The sequence below is a fragment of the Pseudomonas piscis genome (genome assembly GCF_009380155.1).
GTDB classification, from domain to species: Bacteria; Pseudomonadota; Gammaproteobacteria; order Pseudomonadales; family Pseudomonadaceae; genus Aquipseudomonas; species Aquipseudomonas piscis.
In genome coordinates, this window is record NZ_WHUV01000003.1 from 621,986 (window position 1) to 638,501 (window position 16,516).

Consider the following 16,516-nt stretch of genomic DNA (forward strand, 5'->3'; position numbering starts at 1 on the left):
CGCCGGGAACGGCTTCTCTCAGAGCGCGCCGCGTTCCCCGGCGAATACGCTCACGGCGTCTACCGCTTCGCTGGCGCCGTCACGAATCTGCAGGATCGCGGAGCCCGCCTGGTCGGCCAGTTGCACACCCTTGGCCGCCCGCTCCCGGGTGCCGTCCATGCTCTTGATGGCTTGCAGGGTTTCGTTCTGGATCATGTCGATCATGCTGGAGATCTCCGCCGTCGAGCCGCTGGTGCGGGCCGCCAGTTGGCGCACTTCATCGGCCACCACGGCGAAGCCGCGCCCTTGCTCGCCAGCCCGGGCGGCCTCGATGGCGGCATTGAGCGCCAGCAGGTTGGTCTGGTCGGCGATGCCGCGGATGGTGTTGACGATGGCGGTGATCTGCTCCGAGCGCTCGCCGAGCCGGGCGATCTGCGAGGAGGAGTCCTCGATGTTGCTGGCGATCTGGCGCATTTCGCTGGCGGCCTGCTGGATCACTCCGGTGCCTTGCTCGGCGACTTTACGGGTCTGTACCGAGATGTGGTACGCCTGGGCCGCGCTCTTTGCATCGCGCTCGTGTTTTTCCACCTGCTCAGTGACGTCGGCGGCGTACTTGACCACCTTGCACAAGCGCCCGGCGGCGTCGTACACCGGGTTGTAGTTGGCCTCCAGCCACAGGGTGCGACCGTGTTTGTCGATGCGTTCGAAGCGGCCGTTGATGAACTGGCCCTGGTTGAGGCGATTCCAGAAGTCCTGGTAGCTGCTGCTGTTGGCCAGTTCCGGCTTGCAGAACATCCGGTGATGCTTGCCCTTGATCTCGGCCAGGCTGTAGCCCAGGCGCCCGAGGAAGTTGGCGTTGGCGTCGAGGATGGTGCCGTCGAGGTTGAATTCGATCACCGCCATGGCCCGGTCGATGGCGTCCAGCTTGTTCCGGGCCTCGACTTCCTCCTGGATCCTGGTGGTGACGTCCAGGGCGTACTTGACCACCTTGTAGACTTTGCCGGCTTCATCGCGGATGGGGTTGTAGCTGGCTTCCAGCCACAGGCTGCGGCCATCGCTGGCCAGGCGCTCGAAGGTGCCGGATTCGAAATGGCCGTCCCGCAGGCGGGTCCACAGTTTCTGGTAGTCGCTGCTGCGGGCATATTCGGCCGTACAGAACAGCCGGTGGGATTGGCCCAGGACCTGGTCTTCGCGATAACCCAAGGTCTTGAGGAAATTATCGTTGGCCCGCAGCACACTGCCGTTGAGGTCGAACTCGATCACCGCCATGGAGCGGTCGATGGCGTCCAGCATGCGGGATTGTTCGGCGATGGTCCGGTTCAGGGAATCGATGGTCTTGTTGTGGCGGTTGAATAGCATGTTGGCTGGTGCTCTGTGGGAAAAACGTTGCGTCGGTCCCTATTGAGTGCGCCGGTATGCCGAATGCTCCCTGACATCCGACATTATCTGCTCAATGCCAGCGTTCCATGGCTGACAGAAAAACTCACAGTGCTGATGCGGGACGACGCTTCGGGCGAGCGCCGGTGGCCATATCAGGTGGATACGTATTGGCTGCGAGTCGATTTAATTGGCTTGGCCTGGCTAACGGTTGTAGCCGCAGCGCTGCACAGGAAAGGCGGGCGCTGTCGCGAAGTGGCGGCATTATGATGGCATTGGCGCTGAAAAATCCAAATAAACTTGTACAAAAATATTTTTTACTTCCTTTTTGTATAAGTTTTTCAAGCTCTTATGCCATTTGCGCCTGGGACAGACGATCCCCGTCATCGTTGCTGGCGGTCCGGTTGCGGCCATTGTTCTTGGCCTGGTACAGCGCCTGGTCCGCGGCATGCAGCCAGGCCGACGGATCCTTGAAGTTCGAGTCGAACACCGCCAGGCCGATGCTCAGGCTGACCTTCAAGTCTTCGATGTGCGGATGCCGGTACTGGCTGAAGACCTGGCGCAGGCGCTCCATGACCTCCACCGCCTGCGGGTGGCTCATGCGCGGCAGGATCACGCAGAACTCGTCGCCGCCATAGCGTCCGGCAAGGTCGTCATGGCGCAGGTTGCGCCGCAGTTCGTTGCTCAGGTGGCGCAGTACCGTGTCGCCGATGAGGTGGCCGTAGGTGTCGTTGATCGATTTGAAATGATCGATATCGATCAGCGCGATGCTGGCCTCGATCTGCCGCTGCTGGCACTTGTGGAAATTGATGTGCAGCAGGTCTTTCCAGGAACCGTGGTTGAGCAGGCCGGTCAGGCTATCGGTGCGGCTCAGGGCGCTCAGGGCCCGCTTGTGCTCCGACAACTTGATCGCCAGGCGGTAGCAGACGGTGCCTACCGCCAGCGGGTAGAGGGTCAGCATGGGCAGGCAGGCGTAGACCTGCAGGTCGCTGATCCGGGTCGTGAAGCTGGCGCCGAACAGGGCCCAGGACAGCAGTACTCCGCCGCACTGGGCCAGGCTGCCGCGAATGAACAGGCGCAACCCTCCAGCGGCCACGTTGTTCATGGCCATCATCGACAGGATGGTCACCGTCGGTAGCGGGTTGAATTGCATGGTGGCCGCCCAGAACCCGCCGAGCAGCGAGTCGTACAGCATGTTGCGGCGCTCCGCCTGGTAGGGAAAGGCCGAACGGGTGGAGAGCTGGCAAGCCAGGTGAGGCCAGAGCAGGCCATGGAACAGGAGCAGGGCCCAGACCCAGTCCGGTGGTGCCAGGGGCTGGATTGCGGCGAAGACACTGATACCGCCGATGCCTAGACCTATGATCCTTGGTCGATAGATGCGCCGGGCAAATGACAGCCCCTTGCCGCGTTGATTTTCCATGTATTCCTGCACCAGATTCTGTAGTGGAGCACCGTGCCGGTGCTCCCGCGGCTTGGCCGCTTGTCGGATCAGTCCGGCGAATATTGTCAGTCATTCCAGGGACAATAATCAGTGTCCTTCGAAGCCATTTCAGCGTGCTGGAGGCAGGTTGTAGCGGGCAAGGGGGGCAGGGCGGGGGAAGTTCAGGCCTGATAGTGGCCGAGGAACATGTCCAGGGCCGATTCGACCACCTGCGATTGCATGTCCGGGGTCAGGGGTGGGTGGCCGAGGCTGATCTGCGGCCACAGGGCGAAGCTCTTGAGCAGGCCGTGCATCTGCTGGGCCGCGAACTCCGCATCCACCGGCTTGATCCGGGCGTCGGCCTGGGCAGCGCGAATCCAGCGGCTCAGGGATTCTTCCCGTTCTCCCAGGCGCGCCACCATGTCCTGCGCGCGTTCCGGTGAATGGATGGCTGCGGCGATGGCCACCCGGGCGAGATCGAGGAAGTTGTCGTCGGCGAGCAATTGCAGCTTGGCCCGCAGCAGGTTGGCCAGTTGTTCACGCAGGGGCTGGTCGCTGCGGTAGATGATTTCCGTCTGTGCGCTGATGCTGGCCCACAGTTGATTGAGGATCTCGGCGAACAGCTCTTCCTTGCTGGGGAAGTGGTTGTACACCGTGCGTTTGGAAACTCCCGCCGTGGCAGCGATCTTGTCCATGCTGGTGATGTCGAAACCACAGGCGCGGAACTCGCTGATCGCCGCCTGGATGATGGCGTTGCGCTTGAGGTCGGTGCGGCGCTTCGGAGCTGTCATGGGTCGGGTTCGTTCAGGGTGGTCGGGAAAAGCATCCGGCAGTCTACTTTGTCTTAATCCTGTTGCAATGCAGAAACTACACTGTGTAGTGTAGTTCGCATTCGAAACGATGATCCGCGGTCGGTGCCTGGGTGCAAGGCCAAATGATCATCCAGCAGCGCAACGCCGGCATTTCACAGCGTTCCATGGAGTCACTCAAGTCATGGCCATTGTCTCGTCCAACGTCACTCGTGTTCCCCGCCAGGAAACCTCACGCCAGGAACAGGGAGCCTTTCGCAACCATGCTCCGGTGAGTCGTGCAGGCTTCGGCAAGACCTTGCAGATCTTCTGGAACATGCTGTTCCACAAGCCGCGCAATACCCGCCCGGCCGGCGCTATCCCGGTGCAGCCCCTGACCCGCGAACAGCTGCTGGCTGCGCCGGACCAGAGCGTCTTCAGGCTTGGGCATTCCACGGTGTTGCTGAAGATGCGTGGCAAGTTCTGGATCACCGACCCGGTGTTCGCCGAGCGTGCTTCGCCAGTGCAATGGGCCGGGCCCAAGCGTTTCCACCAGCCGCCGATCAGCCTCGCGGCATTGCCCGAGATCGAGGCTGTCATCCTCTCCCACGACCACTACGACCATCTGGACCACCAGACGGTACTGGCCCTGGCCAGCAAGACCCGGCACTTCCTCACGCCCCTGGGCGTGGGCGATACCCTGATCAAGTGGGGCGTGCCCGCAGCCAAGGTGCGGCAACTGGACTGGTGGCAGGGGTGTGAAATCGAAGGCATCTGCTTCATCGCCACGCCATCGCAGCACTTCTCCGGGCGCGGCCTGTTCGATGGCAACCGCACCTTGTGGGCCTCCTGGGTGATGATCGATGGGCTGACCCGGATCTTCTTCAGCGGCGATACCGGCTACTTCGATGGCTTCAAGCGCATTGGCCAGCAGTACGGTCCGTTCGACCTGACGCTGATGGAGACCGGCGCCTACAACGTTCAATGGCCGCATGTGCACATGCAGCCGGAGCAAACGTTGCAGGCCCATATCGACCTGCAGGGCCGGTGGTTGCTGCCGATCCACAACGGCACCTTCGATCTGGCCATGCACGCCTGGCATGAGCCCTTCGACCGGATCCTGGCCCTGGCCTGGGAGCGCAGCATCAATATCGCTACCCCGCAGATGGGACAGCTCTTCAGCCTTGGCCAGCCCGACCGGGGAACGGCCTGGTGGCTGGAAGTGGAAGAGGTGCTGGAAGAGGCGGGTGTCGAGTCGGCCTGACACCGCATGCCGGCGCCGGTGCATGTCGTCCGGGGACGGATGGTTAAGCCCCAGGCGCGGGATCATTCGATCATGACGTAGTCCGGGCGCTCCATCGGGTTGGGAGTCGCTCCCCTGACGTTCATGCCCCGGCCAGGAGCGAAGCCCGGGAAAAACACCAGCCCCTGGCTTTCCAGGCAGAACGCCAGGGCCAGGCGCGTCACGTCACGGACGTCGAAGCCGGCTTCGAAACGCTGGATCGCCTGTACCGACACCGTGGATTCGCGGGACAGGCGTTCCATATCCCAATCCAGCATGTCGCGGGCCTGGGTGCAGTGCCTTGGGGTGAACTGGTAAAGAGCGATACGTTCCAGGGTGATTTTCATCGCTAGAGAGGCCATGGGTTTTCTCCGGAAGGTCGATGTGTGAAATTTTACTGTATATTTGTACAGTCATTCGGCTTGCGGATCAAACCCGATTGCGGGTGCTGCACGGACCTTTGGTCACAAGGTCTTTCCCGGCTTGGATTCCAGGTGATTCAGATAGGTGGTGGGGGAGTGCCCCAGCACCCGGCGAAACATGGTGGAGAATGCCCCGGGGCTGTCGTAGCCGAAGTCCAGGGCGATTCGCGTCACGCTCTGCGCCGCTGCCAGGCGAGCCAGGGCCTGGACCACGCAGGCCTGCTGGCGCCATTGAATGAAGCTCATGCCCGTCTGCTGGCGAAACCCGCGATTGAAGGTGCGCAGGCTGACATGCAACTGCTGGGCCCAGGACTGGGGCGACTGGTGGATATCGGGACGCATGAGGAAGGCCTGGCACAACTCCAGCAGTGGTCCGGCCATGGGCAACGGGATGTGCAGGGGCAATGGCGGGCAGCGTTGCAGTTCGCGCAGCAGCAACTCGATCAGCAAGCCATCGCGCCCTTGCTGGTCGTATTCAAGGGGGATCTGCACCGCCTCCAACAGCAACTGACGCAACAGCGGCGACACACCGATGACCTGGCACCCACGACTGTCCAGCGGCGCAGCGTCAGGCTCGATGTACAGGCTGCGGGTACTGACCCCGAGCATCAGCACTTCATGTTCCACCTGGGGCGGGATCCACACCGCACGCTGGGGCGGAACCACCCAATTACCCTGTTCGGTAGCCACCTGCATGACGCCGGTGGCGCCGTACAGGAGCTGCGCTCGTCGATGGCGGTGGCGGGGCAGGCGCTGGCCGTCGGCGTAATCGGTACCGATAGCCACTACCGGGCGTGGCGTCTGGTCCAGCTGGTCGATGGGGATATTGCGCATGCCGACGAGTCCCGTGCTTGGCGTAAACGCCAACATTATTGGCTGACTTACTGAAGCCGGCCAAGCGCCGGCGTTCTATCGTCCGGACTTTCCCTGGCTGACGGATGCTGTTCGATGTTCTATCTATTACTGGCACTTTTTGGCTGCATGACGGGCATCAGCGCCGTCCTGTTCGGCTTCGGCGGGGGCTTCGTGGTGGTGCCGCTGCTGTACTGGATGCTGCTGTCCAGCCAGGGCGCGGACTCGGCGGCCGGGCAATCGGCGATGCATATTGCCGTGGCTACCTCCACCTGCGTGATGATCGTCAATGCCCTGGTTGCAAGCCGCCGGCACCAGCGCGCAGGCAATCTGGTCCGGCATTACCTGTGGCCGCTGGGCGGGTATATCGGCCTCGGGGCGACGTTCGGCGCGGCTGCGGCGATGTGGGTCGATGGCGAGGTGATCCGTTATGCCTTCATCGCCTACCTGGCTATCACCATCGCCGATTGCCTGTTGCGGCGTGGCTTTCTCGATCCGGCCCAGGGTCAGCAAGCGCGCAACCTGGGGGGCATGCAAACCATGTTTGGCGGCATGGGAATCGGCGTGATCGCCACCTTTTTAGGGGTTGGCGGCAGCGTGATGACGGTTCCGCTGTTGCGTCGTTGCGGCTTGAGCATGACCCAGGCCACTTCCATGGCCAATCCCTTGAGCGTGCCGGTGGCCCTGGCGGGCACCGCCACCTACATGCTGCTGGCGGGCTTGAGCCGCTTCGACCTGGGTCCCTGGTTCGTCGGTTATGTCGATCTGCTGGCGTTTTCGGTACTGACCCTGGGGTCGCTGCTGGGCATTCGCCTGGCCACGCCATGGATCGGCAGGATCCCGGACCGCGTGCACGCACGGGTGTACATCGGACTGCTGGTGCTGGTGCTGCTGAGCATGTGCCTGAAGTGACGGGCACGTCACGCTCGATGGCTCGATTGTATTGGGGACGCGGTTCATAATCGCCTACCGTCTAACCTGGCCGGGCCCTTTCGCGGAAGGTTCCCGGTGACCAATACAAGGGAACCTCCATGTTCAACGGACTGATACGCCGACTGTTCCTTGTCCTGTTGTTGTCGATCCTGGGATCGGCCGCGCAGGCTTCGTCTACCCGCCAAATCCTGGTCGGGACCTTGGGCAACATGCCGATCGTGATGGAGATCGACACCAGCGACCCACAGAAGGTCACGGGGCGTTATTTCTACCAGAAGTACCACCATGACCTGGCCCTGGAGGGCACGCTGAACGGACAGTCATTGCAGCTGCGCGAAGGTCGCGAAGACTATGCCAAGGATTCGCCGCCCCAGGCCGCTTTCCAATTGCAGGGCACCGCCGACGGCTGGCAGGGCCAGTGGCGGGGAGCCAAGGGCAAGACCCTGGAAGTCCGCTTGGCACCGGCCAGCGCCGACGCGCCCAAGCCGGACGCGTTGCCCTACCTCGTGCAGTTGTACCGGGAAGACTTGTACGCGTACCTGCGCCTGCAGGGCCTGACGCTCAAGCAAGGCAAGCAGCAGGAGTTCATGGGCTACACCCTGCAATGGTGGAGCGAACCATCGTCGAAACTGGCGATGTTCAAGGTGGTTGCCGGTTATCCGCAGGAGCGCCAGGAGCGGCTCAACCAGTTGCTGATGGAGCGCCTGTGGAGCGAGGTGACGGCTTACCACGAGTGCTTGCTGGCGGCCGGCCAGGGTGGTGAGTTCATGCAGACCGTCAAGCCGCGGTTCTTCAACTCGGCCGTGCTCAGCGCCAGCATCGCCACCAGCTACACCTGTGGCGGCGCTCATCCGGATTTTGGCGACTCGCCCTTGAACATCGATGTGGGCAGTGGCCGTGACCTGGCCCTGACGGATGTGTTGTGGCTCGGTAAAGGCCAGCCGCCCAAGCCATCCCAATACAGCGCCCTGTACGACTACAACACCCAGCAGCTGGGGCCTTGGCTGGTCAAGCAGTTCACCGCCCTGCACCCGCGGGAAATGCGCGAGCCGGCCACCGAGGGTGATGGCTGCAACTACAGCGATGCCAGCGTATGGGGCGACAACAGTTGGTACTTCACCCCCAAGGGGCTGTTCATCAGCGCCTATTTCCCCCGGGCGGAACGGGCCTGCGATGGACCGGAATGGGCCGTGCTGCCCTACTCGGTGGTCAGCAAGCACCCCGGCGCCGTGGCCCTGGACCTGCCCAAGCGCTGATGGCCGCTGGCTGGCCGGTCACTGGGTCTCCAGCCCCGGAGCCTCGCGGATCACCAAGTGGTCCAGGTTCTCGATATCGGCGCTGAAAACCCCGAAGCTCGCTTCGGGGTTTTTCTTGCTCGGTACCTGCTTGAAGGTGGGCGTCACACCATAGAAGAAGCAATACAGCTCACGCTGGCTGTCGATGGCGAGCTTGATCTCCTCGAGGAAGGCCTTGCGCTTGCGGTAGTTGTCCACCAGCTTCTTGCTCAGGTAGACGTTGACCGAATAGGGCTTCTTGCTGGTCTGGCCGTCTTCCTTGAACCAGACCTTCTGGGCGAAATCGATGCGAAAGCTCTGGGTGTAGTCCCTGATCTGCTTGATCTTGCCCCAGTAGATCAAGCCCTTGTTGTCTTGCAGGTACTCGATCTTCTTGAAGAACGCGGCATAGGACGCGGTGTGTTCGCCGATCTTCAACGGCATGCGCTTGAGCAGGTCCTTGTCGTCGATGTTCGACACGAAGCACTCCACCGGATGGGCGAAGACGCTGGTCTTGTCCGGAACGTTGTCATGCTCGGCGTGGGGCTGGGCGGTCTTGCCGGAAGCGGTTGGCGGGGCGGCCACTGAAGGGGCCGCCGCGATGGCCGAGGTGGCAGGTTTGCGAAGGTACTCGCGCCGCACCAGCAGCAGTTCCGAGGGGAAGTGTTCCTCGCGGTCCTGGGCGCTTGCCGCGCCTTCCCCATCGGCGGCCGTCTTGCCGGCGCCGTAGGGACAACCTGCTATATGGCGGGTGCCGGGCAGGTTCTTGAAGTGCGGGGTACGGATGTAGTTGAGGTTCTTGGCGTTGAAGGTGCCCAGCTGGTTGCCGGATTCGAACGCCAGGCGGCATTCGTCGTTGGGGCACTGGAAGCTTTCCCTTGCTGAATCGAAGTCCATGGTTTCGTCGAAATTCAGGTCCCGCACGTCATAGATCGACAGCTTGTCGTCGAGGCCGATGCAGTAGGCGGTGGCGAATTTCATGGAGCCTGGGTCCTTGGACGGGAAAGGGGACTTTATAGCGGTAGTGACAAGGACCTGCACCTGTTCTTTGCGTACCTCTGGCAAACCAGCGGTGGCTAAAGGGAAGGGTGCAGCCCGCCATCCATGTCGATGACCGCGCCGGTCACGTAGCTGGCCCGGGGGCTGGCCAGGAACAGCGCGACATCGGCGATTTCCTCAGGCTGCGCCAGCCGGCCGATGGGCAGCGCGGCCTCCTTGGCCTTGAGCACCGCCTGGACGCTCGACTGGCCATGCTCGGCCTCGAAGGCCAGGGTCTGCTCGGTGCGGCTGGTCAGGGTCAGGCCGGGGTTGATGGCGTTGATGCGTATGCCGCTGGCGGCGTGGGCGTTGGCCAGGCCGGCATTGAGGAACAGCAGTGCGGCGTTGGCCAGGCCGCCGGCCAGGTGGTTGGCCATCACGTGGCGACCGCCGATGCCGATGATATTGACGATGGCCTTGTCCTCTTGCGCGCCGGCGGCGCGTTGGCGGGCGAAGGAGCGCAGGGCCTGGTGCTGCATGTTCAGGTAGGGCGTGAACTTGGCGTGCAGGGCTTCGTGGAAATTGGCAGGCTCCAGGGTCTGGAGCGGGTATTTTTTGGCCGCCCCCGCGCAGTTGACCAGGATATCCAGCGCACCGAACTGCTCTTCAAGGCTCGCCATGGCCTGCTCGCAACCAGCGCTGGATGCCAAGTCCCGGGCATGCGCGAGCAGCGGCCAGCCACGCTGGGCGAATTCGGCCCGGGCCGCCTCGAGGTTGGCCGGATCGCGGGAAACGATCGCCACCTGGGCACCCTCCGCGGCGAAAGCCTTGGCGCAGGCCAGCCCTATGCCCTTGCTGCCGCCAGTGATGATCACGCGCTTGCCATGCAGATGCAGGTCCATCGCTCACTCCGTTGGTTGTTTGCCGTGTGCCAGCTGGTTCAGGTATTCGTCGACTTCGTTGGCCAGCCAGTTGGAAAACACCCGTTGCTTGACCTCCGAGCGTTCCCGGTTGGGCAGCACCAGCCAGTAGGGATAAGGGTAGGGGGCGGTGATCGGGGACAACTGCACCAGTTCTCCACGCTTGATCGCATCGTCCACCAGGCTGCGGCGTTCCAGGGCGATGCCCTGGCCCAGGCGCACGGCTTGCAGCACCAGGTTGGAGTCGTTGCTGCACAGGCCGATGCGCGGCACGTCGAGGTCCAGCCCGGCGGCCTGGCACCAGGGCTGCCAGGACTCCATGTTGAAGATGATGTTGCTGCTGATGATTTCCTCTGGGGTCTGTGGCAGCACGCCGCCGTTGAAGTGCGGAGCGGCGACCACCAGCGTCTCGTCATGAAACAGCAGGTGCTGCTCCAGCCCGTCCCAGTCACCCTTGCCCATGCGAATGCCGACATCGACCGATTCCCGGGTCAGGTTCGACACCGCCAGGCTCGCCTGCAGGCGGATGCTGATGTGCGGCTGCGATTGCTGGAAGCGCGGCAAGCGCGGCAACAGCCAGCTGAAACCGAACGAAGGGAGGACGGCCACCACCAGCTCCGTGGATTTGGGCTGGGTCTTGATCAGCCGCGTGGCTTCGGCGATTCCACTCAGTGATTCGCGGATCTGCAGGGCATACAGCCGGCCATCCTCGCTGACCCGCAAGCCACGTCCCTCACGCACGAACAAGGTGACGCCTATCATCTCCTCCAGCACCTTGATCTGCTGGCTGATGGCCGAATGGGTGACATGCAGTTCCTTGGCGGCGGCGGTGACGCTACCGAGCCTGGCAACCGCCTCGAAGCTTCGCAGGCAGGTGATCGGGGGAATGCTCGACATGTAATTTATTCTTACGCGTTATGGTAAAAAATATCGATATATAACTGTGGAGGTTGTCACTAGTGTAAGGGTTAGTAAAGTCTTCGACCGGCAAGAGGATGGATGCCATGGACTCAGCACACAGGGAGCGGCAAATGATCACGGGCAGCCCCGATGGCGCTGAGCACCAGGGCCTGCAAGTTTCATTGGCCAGGGCGCAACTGCTCTCGGTACGTTTTGCCCACGACATCTACACCCGGGCGGTCAGTGGCAAGCACTGGATCAGCACCGACGGCGTCGACTTCTCGATCGGCCCCGGTGAACGGGTGAAATTGTCCGCCGGGCTGGCCCTGATCGACGGTGAAGGAGTCCTGCAACTGGCGCCAGCCGAGCAGTGTTCCCCGCAGCCGCGCTCCTGGCGCCTGGCCCAGTTGTTCAAGCGTCGCACGGCGGCGCTGGAAATCGATATCAACTAAGGAGAGTGATGGATGAAACTCATTGGCATGCTGGATTCACCCTATGTTCGCCGGGTGGCCATTTCCCTGGACCTGCTGGGGATCAAGTTCGAACATGAACCGCTGTCGGTGTTCAGCACCTTCGAGGCGTTTTCCCGGATCAACCCGGTGGTCAAGGCGCCGACCCTGGTGCTCGACGACGGTTCCGTACTGCTGGATTCGACACTGATCATCGATTATTTCGAGACCCTGAGCGCTCCCGCCAGCAAGTTGCTGCCAGCGCAACCCCAAGCGCTGGCCCAGGCCCTGCGTACCCTGGGGCTGGCCTTGGCGGCCTGCGAGAAAACCGTGCAGATCGTCTATGAACACAATCTTCGCCCGGCGGAAAAACTCCACCAGCCCTGGGTCGAACGGGTGACCCGGCAATTGCTGGCGGCCTGTGGCGAACTGGACAAGCAACTGGCGGCCCATCCGGTATCAGGCGAACGGCCGGACCAGGCCGCCGTCACCAGTGCCGTGGCCTGGTCGTTCATGCAGCTGATGCTGCCCGACGTGGTCAAGGCCGATGACTTCCCGGCGCTCAAGGCCCATGCCGCGCGCCTGGAACAGACCGAGCTGTTCAAGCGCTATCCGATCGCCTGACCCCTGGGCGCGGTCCGGGCCTGGCCCGACCGCGCCGACTCCCCTCCCGCCAGCGCCTGGCTGTTGCGAGCCATTGCCATGTACTCACTCTATTTCGCGCCGACGGCCAACGGGCACAAGATCCTGATCATGCTCGAGGCGCTCGGCGTGCCTTACCGGATCCATCGAATCGACCTGGCGCTGGGTGAACAGCACCACGGGGAGTTCGCCCGCTTGACCCCCCACCGCAAGATTCCATTGCTGGTCGATCACCAGCAGCAGCTGACCCTGCCGGAGTCCGGCGCCATCTTGCAGTACCTGGCAGAAACCCATGGCCGCTTCCTGCCGGCCAACGGGGTCCCGCGCTACGAGGTGCTGCACTGGCTGGCCTGGCAGGTCAGCAGCCTCGGGCCGATGGCCGGGCAGCAATATCACTTCATCCACCAGGAGGCCGAAGGCAACCAGTACGCGCGGGCGCGCTACCGGGAGCAGACCGTGCATCTGTTCCAGACCGTGGAAAAGACCCTGGCCGGGCGCGATTTCATTGCCCACGACTACTCGATCGCCGACATGGCCATCTATCCCTGGCTGCGCATCCACGGCCAGTTGCAGGTGGATATCCAGGCGCTGCCCAACCTGGCCGGCTACCTGCAACGCATGGCCACCCGCACCGAGGTGCGGGCGGCCTATGCCAAGGGGGCGGCGCCGGTAGCGCCACCCCCGGCGCAACTTCAGGCGGGTGTGGCGGCAGGCTGAGCGGTGGCGTAGCGCCCGCCGTGGAAGATCAGCGGGTCGCCCTGGGCATGGCTGAAGTGCAGTACCTCGCCGAGGAAGATCCAATGGTCGCCGCCGTCCAGCTGGCGATGCTTCAGGCATTCGAACTGGGCGATGGCCCCATGGATCAGCGGCATGTTGTGCTTGCCCAGGGCAAAACCGACGCTGTGGAACTTGTCGGGCAGCGGCTTGGCGAAGCGATCGCTGACCTCCCTCTGGCCCTCTGCGAGCACATTGATCGCGAAGCCATCGGCGGCCTCGAAGGCCTGTGCGCTCCAGGACTCCTTGCGCAGGCTCCACAGCACCAGCGCCGGCTCCAGGGAGACGGAGTTGAAGCTGTTGACCGTGAGGCCGGTGGGCTGGCCCTGGGGATCCAGGGTGGTGACGACGCAGATGCCCGTGGCGAACTGTCCATAGGCGTTGCGCAGGGCACGCTTGTCCGTAGCAATGCTGTTCATCGCGGCTTCCTTCTCAGACGAATGATGAAACGCTCTTGATGGCCTCCAGGCACTGGCCCAGGATCGACAAACCGTCGGCCAGGGCCTGGGTGTCGATGGTCAATGGCATCAGGAAGCGAATGACGTTGTTGCGTGGACCACAGGCCAGCAACAGCAGACCCCGCTGCTGCGCCAGCCTGACCAGCAGCCGGGTCAGGTCGGTGGCGGGCATGCTTTGCCGGGCATCGTCGAACAGTTCCAGGGCGACCATGGCCCCGAGCCCGCGGATCCGGCAATTGACGCCCAGGCCGCTGGTGATTTCCTCCAGCGCTCGGGTCAAGGTCTTGCCCAGGGTGACCGCCTGCTCCAGCAAGCGCTCCTGCTCGATCACCTCCAGCACCGCCAGGGCGGCGGCGCAGGCCAGGGGGTTGCCGGCATAGGTGCCACCCAGGCCCCCCGGACCGATGCTGTCCATCAGCTCGGCGCGGCCGACCACGCCCGACAGCGGCAGGCCGCCGGCCACCGACTTGCCGAACACGATCAGGTCGGCATCGACGCCCATCTGTTCCATGGCGAAGAAAGTCCCGGTGCGCCCTGCGCCGCATTGCACCTCGTCGGCGATCAGCAGGATGCCGTGTTTGTCGCACAGAGCCCGCAAGGCCGCCATGAAGGCTGGCGGGGCCACATGGAAACCGCCTTCGCCCTGTACCGGCTCGATGACGATCGCGGCGATATCGGTGGGCGCCGCATCGCAGTAGAAGATCCGTTCCAGGCTGGCCAGCGCCTGTTGGGTGTCGACTTCGACGCCATCGGGAAACAAGGCGCGATAGACGTGGCCCGGCATCAAGCCCATGGCCGTGCTGTATGGCGCAACCTTGGCGGTCATGGCCATGGTCAGGAACGTACGGCCATGGAAGGCCCCGGTGAAGGCGATGACTCCGGTGCGCCCGGTGGCGGCCCGCGCCACCTTGATGGCGCTTTCCACGGCTTCCGCGCCGGTGGTCAGCAACAGGCTGCGCTTGTCGAACGCACCGGGCATGTGGCGATTGATGCGTTCGCAGACGCTGATGTAGTCCTCATAGGGCGTGACCGCGAAACAGGTGTGGGCGAACAGCCCGAGCTGGGCCTGGACTGCCTCGACCACCCGTGGATGCAGGTGTCCGGTGTTGAGGGCGGCGATGCCGCCGGCGAAATCGATGTAGTGCTTGCCGTTGGCATCGGTGAGCTGGGCGTTGCGCGCGCTTTTCACGTAGACCGGGTGGAGTTGGTTGATTCCACGAGCCACGGCGCACTGGCGCCGGGCGTCCAAGGACGGGAACTCACTCTGCATGGGTGTTCTCCGGTGGTTGGGCCAAGCCGCCCCGGCACAGGCTGGATGCATGTGCCGGGTGGCTCCAGGGATGGATCAGCGTTGGCGCCACTGGGCCAGCGCCTGGTCGGCGGCCTGGTTCAGCTCTTCGCGGTTGCCGTAGCGATAGCTGTCCAGGAAGTCGAATTTCACCGGCGTCGCGCCCCGGTCGAACAGCGGCTTGATACCGCCAGGGGCGTTGTGTGCCCACAGCAGCAGCGAGTCGGCGAAGGGCTGGCTGGCGCGGGACAGGAAGCGATTGGAGAAGTCGGCGAAGTCGATCGGCAGGTGCTCGCGATTAGCCTCGAACAACTGTTGCAGCACTTCGATGGTGCGGGCTTCGCTCTGGTTGCCGGCGGCATAGCTTTCCATCGCCGCGCAGGCTTGCTCGAACAGCGCTTCGAAGGCAGGGCTCTCGATGGACAGGTGCCCGGCGTAGGTGGCGTTCTCGAAGGCCTGGCGCAGCTTGGCGGCATCGCCGTCGGCCAGGTAGTCGGCGTAGATCTTGCGCAGGCGCAACACGCCGATGTAGCTGCCGCTGATCCAGACCCGGAACCAGGCGTTCCACAGTGCGAAGCTGTCGAAGGCGGTGAAGGAGTTGGCCACCAGGCGATCGTTGATCCTGACCACTTCCAGGCTGTAGTCCTGGTAGGCGAGGAAGTCTTGCTTGTCCCAGGTGTTGCTCCTGACCGCATCGATGAGCGCCGGCGCCACGCGGGCGATCGACTCGAAGGTGTTGACCAGGCCACGGGAAAACAGCGGATCGACGAAGCCCACCGCATGCCCCAGCAGGCAGTAGCGATTGCCCACGCTTTCGCGGCTGGTGTAGTTCAGGCGCGGGGCCACGGTCCATTCGCGCACCCGTGCGGCGCCTTCGAAATGCCGTGCCACCGTGGGGTGCTCGGCGAGAAAACGCTGGAACTCTTGCTCCGGATCGCCGGCCGGGCCGTGTTTGTCGATGTCCACTTGCAGGCCGATGCTGCACAGGGTGTTGGTCGAGTGCGGGTGATTGTCGAAGGGGATGATCCACAGCCAGCCGCCTTCGAACATGTGGTGCAGGGTGCTTTGCGCCAGGGCGGTCGGCGACCCCGTGACCTCGGTGCCGGCCACTGCCTCTTCGTAGAGCTTGACCCCGGTCATGTGGGTGAACAGCGAGCGGGTGCGCGCCTGCATCTCCCGTGCGCCCTGGCGCAGCCCGAACTTGTCGGCGATCGGTGAGCGATAGCCGGCGGCGTCCACCACGTAGCTGACCTGGATCTGCTCGTTGCCCAGGTTCAGCAGCATGCCGTCGGGCGTCTCTTCGATGTCCTGGATGCGCACTTGCTGGCGGATGGTGGCGCCCAGGCGCGCCGCCAGCGCCAGGTAGTAGGCGTCGACGTCCTGGCGGAACAGGTGGGCCTCGGGGGCGATGACCGGGGTGGATACCACGTCCAGTGGGTTGTGTTCGCAGTTCTTGCCGTTCCAGGCAAAGCTGAAGGCCAGCTTGATGCCTGCGCTGGAGGAGCCGACGTGCTTGATCAGCGAGTTCAGCTCGCCGGGGTAGGCCAGTTCGGGAATGCCGTAGCGCTTGGCGAGGATTTTCAGCAGCACGGCGCTTTCCGGCACCATCGACTCGCCGACGGCGAAGCGCGGGTGGGTGCCCGCATCGATGATCACGGTCTTGACGCCCTGGCTGGCCAGGATCGCGCCCAGCATGGTGCCGGCGATGCCGCTGCCGATGATTGCAACATCAAAAGTCTGGTTGTGCATTTTTCGGTTTCTCAAGGTGGAGGGCGAAGGG

17 protein-coding genes are annotated in these 16,516 nt (G+C 63.4%); 6 read left to right on the top strand and 11 right to left on the bottom strand.

All coding sequences use genetic code 11. The annotated features are described in order from the left end of the window. Window positions 1–18 precede the first annotated feature (18 nt). From GDH07_RS19800 to GDH07_RS19810, 3 genes are all read right to left on the bottom strand, one after another. The gene (locus GDH07_RS19800; protein WP_053137112.1) at window positions 19–1,338 is read right to left on the bottom strand and encodes a methyl-accepting chemotaxis protein; all 1,320 of its coding nucleotides are present in this window, start codon (window positions 1,336–1,338) and stop codon (window positions 19–21) included. Between the two features lie 367 nt (window positions 1,339–1,705). Continuing rightward, the gene (locus tag GDH07_RS19805; protein WP_152898600.1) at window positions 1,706–2,776 is read right to left on the bottom strand and encodes a diguanylate cyclase; all 1,071 of its coding nucleotides are present in this window, start codon (window positions 2,774–2,776) and stop codon (window positions 1,706–1,708) included. Between the two features lie 182 nt (window positions 2,777–2,958). After that, window positions 2,959–3,567, bottom strand: coding sequence for a TetR/AcrR family transcriptional regulator (locus tag GDH07_RS19810; protein WP_152898602.1), 609 nt, complete (start codon window positions 3,565–3,567; stop codon window positions 2,959–2,961). Between the two features lie 202 nt (window positions 3,568–3,769). On the opposite strand from GDH07_RS19810, the gene GDH07_RS19815 reads away from it, so the two are divergent. Beyond that, on the top strand, window positions 3,770–4,828 hold the full coding sequence (locus GDH07_RS19815) for an MBL fold metallo-hydrolase (protein WP_152898603.1): 1,059 nt from the start codon (window positions 3,770–3,772) through the stop codon (window positions 4,826–4,828). A gap of 62 nt (window positions 4,829–4,890) precedes the next feature. Here the strand turns inward: GDH07_RS19815 and GDH07_RS19820 are convergent, their stop codons facing one another. Continuing rightward, window positions 4,891–5,208, bottom strand: coding sequence for an XRE family transcriptional regulator (locus tag GDH07_RS19820; protein ID WP_152898605.1), 318 nt, complete (start codon window positions 5,206–5,208; stop codon window positions 4,891–4,893). Between the two features lie 102 nt (window positions 5,209–5,310). Then, window positions 5,311–6,102 carry an AraC family transcriptional regulator gene (locus GDH07_RS19825; RefSeq protein WP_053137106.1) on the bottom strand — a complete coding sequence of 264 codons (792 nt, stop codon included), beginning with the start codon at window positions 6,100–6,102 and terminating at the stop codon, window positions 5,311–5,313. A gap of 114 nt (window positions 6,103–6,216) precedes the next feature. Between GDH07_RS19825 and GDH07_RS19830 the strand changes: the two genes are divergently transcribed. Continuing rightward, on the top strand, window positions 6,217–7,032 hold the full coding sequence (locus GDH07_RS19830; protein WP_152898606.1) for a sulfite exporter TauE/SafE family protein: 816 nt from the start codon (window positions 6,217–6,219) through the stop codon (window positions 7,030–7,032). A gap of 119 nt (window positions 7,033–7,151) precedes the next feature. Beyond that, window positions 7,152–8,309, top strand: coding sequence for a hypothetical protein (locus GDH07_RS19835; RefSeq protein WP_152898607.1), 1,158 nt, complete (start codon window positions 7,152–7,154; stop codon window positions 8,307–8,309). Window positions 8,310–8,327: 18 nt separating this feature from the next. On the opposite strand, the gene GDH07_RS19840 is transcribed toward GDH07_RS19835, so the two are convergent. The 3 genes from GDH07_RS19840 to GDH07_RS19850 all read right to left on the bottom strand — a co-directional run bounded on the left by GDH07_RS19840 (window position 8,328) and on the right by GDH07_RS19850 (window position 11,122). After that, complete coding sequence (locus tag GDH07_RS19840; RefSeq protein WP_152898608.1) at window positions 8,328–9,308, bottom strand: hypothetical protein; 981 nt, start codon at window positions 9,306–9,308, stop codon at window positions 8,328–8,330. A gap of 95 nt (window positions 9,309–9,403) precedes the next feature. Continuing rightward, window positions 9,404–10,207: an SDR family NAD(P)-dependent oxidoreductase gene (locus tag GDH07_RS19845; protein WP_152898610.1), complete on the bottom strand. Its 804-nt coding sequence runs from the start codon at window positions 10,205–10,207 to the stop codon at window positions 9,404–9,406. Window positions 10,208–10,210: 3 nt separating this feature from the next. After that, window positions 10,211–11,122 (bottom strand): LysR substrate-binding domain-containing protein, encoded by a 912-nt coding sequence (locus tag GDH07_RS19850; protein WP_022640351.1) that lies wholly within the window; start codon window positions 11,120–11,122, stop codon window positions 10,211–10,213. Between the two features lie 134 nt (window positions 11,123–11,256). Here GDH07_RS19850 and GDH07_RS19855 point away from each other — a divergent pair, with 134 nt between their 5' ends. The 3 genes from GDH07_RS19855 to GDH07_RS19865 all read left to right on the top strand — a co-directional run bounded on the left by GDH07_RS19855 (window position 11,257) and on the right by GDH07_RS19865 (window position 12,933). Continuing rightward, window positions 11,257–11,577, top strand: coding sequence for a hypothetical protein (locus GDH07_RS19855; protein WP_152898611.1), 321 nt, complete (start codon window positions 11,257–11,259; stop codon window positions 11,575–11,577). A gap of 12 nt (window positions 11,578–11,589) precedes the next feature. Next, window positions 11,590–12,198, top strand: a complete 609-nt coding sequence (locus tag GDH07_RS19860; RefSeq protein WP_085597283.1) for a glutathione S-transferase — start codon at window positions 11,590–11,592, stop codon at window positions 12,196–12,198. Between the two features lie 78 nt (window positions 12,199–12,276). Further along, window positions 12,277–12,933, top strand: coding sequence for a glutathione S-transferase family protein (locus GDH07_RS19865; protein WP_152898612.1), 657 nt, complete (start codon window positions 12,277–12,279; stop codon window positions 12,931–12,933). On the opposite strand, the gene GDH07_RS19870 is transcribed toward GDH07_RS19865, so the two are convergent. The 3 genes from GDH07_RS19870 to GDH07_RS19880 all read right to left on the bottom strand — a co-directional run bounded on the left by GDH07_RS19870 (window position 12,909) and on the right by GDH07_RS19880 (window position 16,485). Continuing rightward, entirely contained in the window at window positions 12,909–13,409 is a 501-nt protein-coding gene (locus GDH07_RS19870) for a flavin reductase family protein (RefSeq protein ID WP_053137084.1), read from the bottom strand. The genes GDH07_RS19865 and GDH07_RS19870 overlap by 25 nt on opposite strands. A 13-nt stretch (window positions 13,410–13,422) precedes the next feature. Continuing rightward, window positions 13,423–14,718: an aminotransferase class III-fold pyridoxal phosphate-dependent enzyme gene (locus GDH07_RS19875; protein ID WP_152898613.1), complete on the bottom strand. Its 1,296-nt coding sequence runs from the start codon at window positions 14,716–14,718 to the stop codon at window positions 13,423–13,425. 75 nt (window positions 14,719–14,793) lie between these two features. Continuing rightward, window positions 14,794–16,485: an NAD(P)/FAD-dependent oxidoreductase gene (locus GDH07_RS19880; protein ID WP_053137079.1), complete on the bottom strand. Its 1,692-nt coding sequence runs from the start codon at window positions 16,483–16,485 to the stop codon at window positions 14,794–14,796. Between the last annotated feature and the right edge of the window lie 31 nt (window positions 16,486–16,516).

Excerpts from the sequence above, each read along its gene's own strand:
- GDH07_RS19820 (WP_152898605.1), bottom strand. The coding sequence starts at position 5,208 with ATGGCCTCTCTAGCGATGAAAATCACCCTGGAACGTATCGCTCTTTAC.
- GDH07_RS19865 (WP_152898612.1), top strand. The coding sequence starts at position 12,277 with ATGTACTCACTCTATTTCGCGCCGACGGCCAACGGGCACAAGATCCTG.
- GDH07_RS19855 (WP_152898611.1), top strand. The coding sequence starts at position 11,257 with ATGATCACGGGCAGCCCCGATGGCGCTGAGCACCAGGGCCTGCAAGTT.
- GDH07_RS19870 (WP_053137084.1), bottom strand. The coding sequence starts at position 13,409 with ATGAACAGCATTGCTACGGACAAGCGTGCCCTGCGCAACGCCTATGGA.
- GDH07_RS19845 (WP_152898610.1), bottom strand. The coding sequence starts at position 10,207 with ATGGACCTGCATCTGCATGGCAAGCGCGTGATCATCACTGGCGGCAGC.
- GDH07_RS19805 (WP_152898600.1), bottom strand. The coding sequence starts at position 2,776 with ATGGAAAATCAACGCGGCAAGGGGCTGTCATTTGCCCGGCGCATCTAT.
- GDH07_RS19825 (WP_053137106.1), bottom strand. The coding sequence starts at position 6,102 with ATGCGCAATATCCCCATCGACCAGCTGGACCAGACGCCACGCCCGGTA.
- GDH07_RS19880 (WP_053137079.1), bottom strand. The coding sequence starts at position 16,485 with ATGCACAACCAGACTTTTGATGTTGCAATCATCGGCAGCGGCATCGCC.
- GDH07_RS19800 (WP_053137112.1), bottom strand. The coding sequence starts at position 1,338 with ATGCTATTCAACCGCCACAACAAGACCATCGATTCCCTGAACCGGACC.
- GDH07_RS19840 (WP_152898608.1), bottom strand. The coding sequence starts at position 9,308 with ATGAAATTCGCCACCGCCTACTGCATCGGCCTCGACGACAAGCTGTCG.
- GDH07_RS19830 (WP_152898606.1), top strand. The coding sequence starts at position 6,217 with ATGTTCTATCTATTACTGGCACTTTTTGGCTGCATGACGGGCATCAGC.
- GDH07_RS19810 (WP_152898602.1), bottom strand. The coding sequence starts at position 3,567 with ATGACAGCTCCGAAGCGCCGCACCGACCTCAAGCGCAACGCCATCATC.
- GDH07_RS19860 (WP_085597283.1), top strand. The coding sequence starts at position 11,590 with ATGAAACTCATTGGCATGCTGGATTCACCCTATGTTCGCCGGGTGGCC.
- GDH07_RS19875 (WP_152898613.1), bottom strand. The coding sequence starts at position 14,718 with ATGCAGAGTGAGTTCCCGTCCTTGGACGCCCGGCGCCAGTGCGCCGTG.
- GDH07_RS19815 (WP_152898603.1), top strand. The coding sequence starts at position 3,770 with ATGGCCATTGTCTCGTCCAACGTCACTCGTGTTCCCCGCCAGGAAACC.
- GDH07_RS19835 (WP_152898607.1), top strand. The coding sequence starts at position 7,152 with ATGTTCAACGGACTGATACGCCGACTGTTCCTTGTCCTGTTGTTGTCG.
- GDH07_RS19850 (WP_022640351.1), bottom strand. The coding sequence starts at position 11,122 with ATGTCGAGCATTCCCCCGATCACCTGCCTGCGAAGCTTCGAGGCGGTT.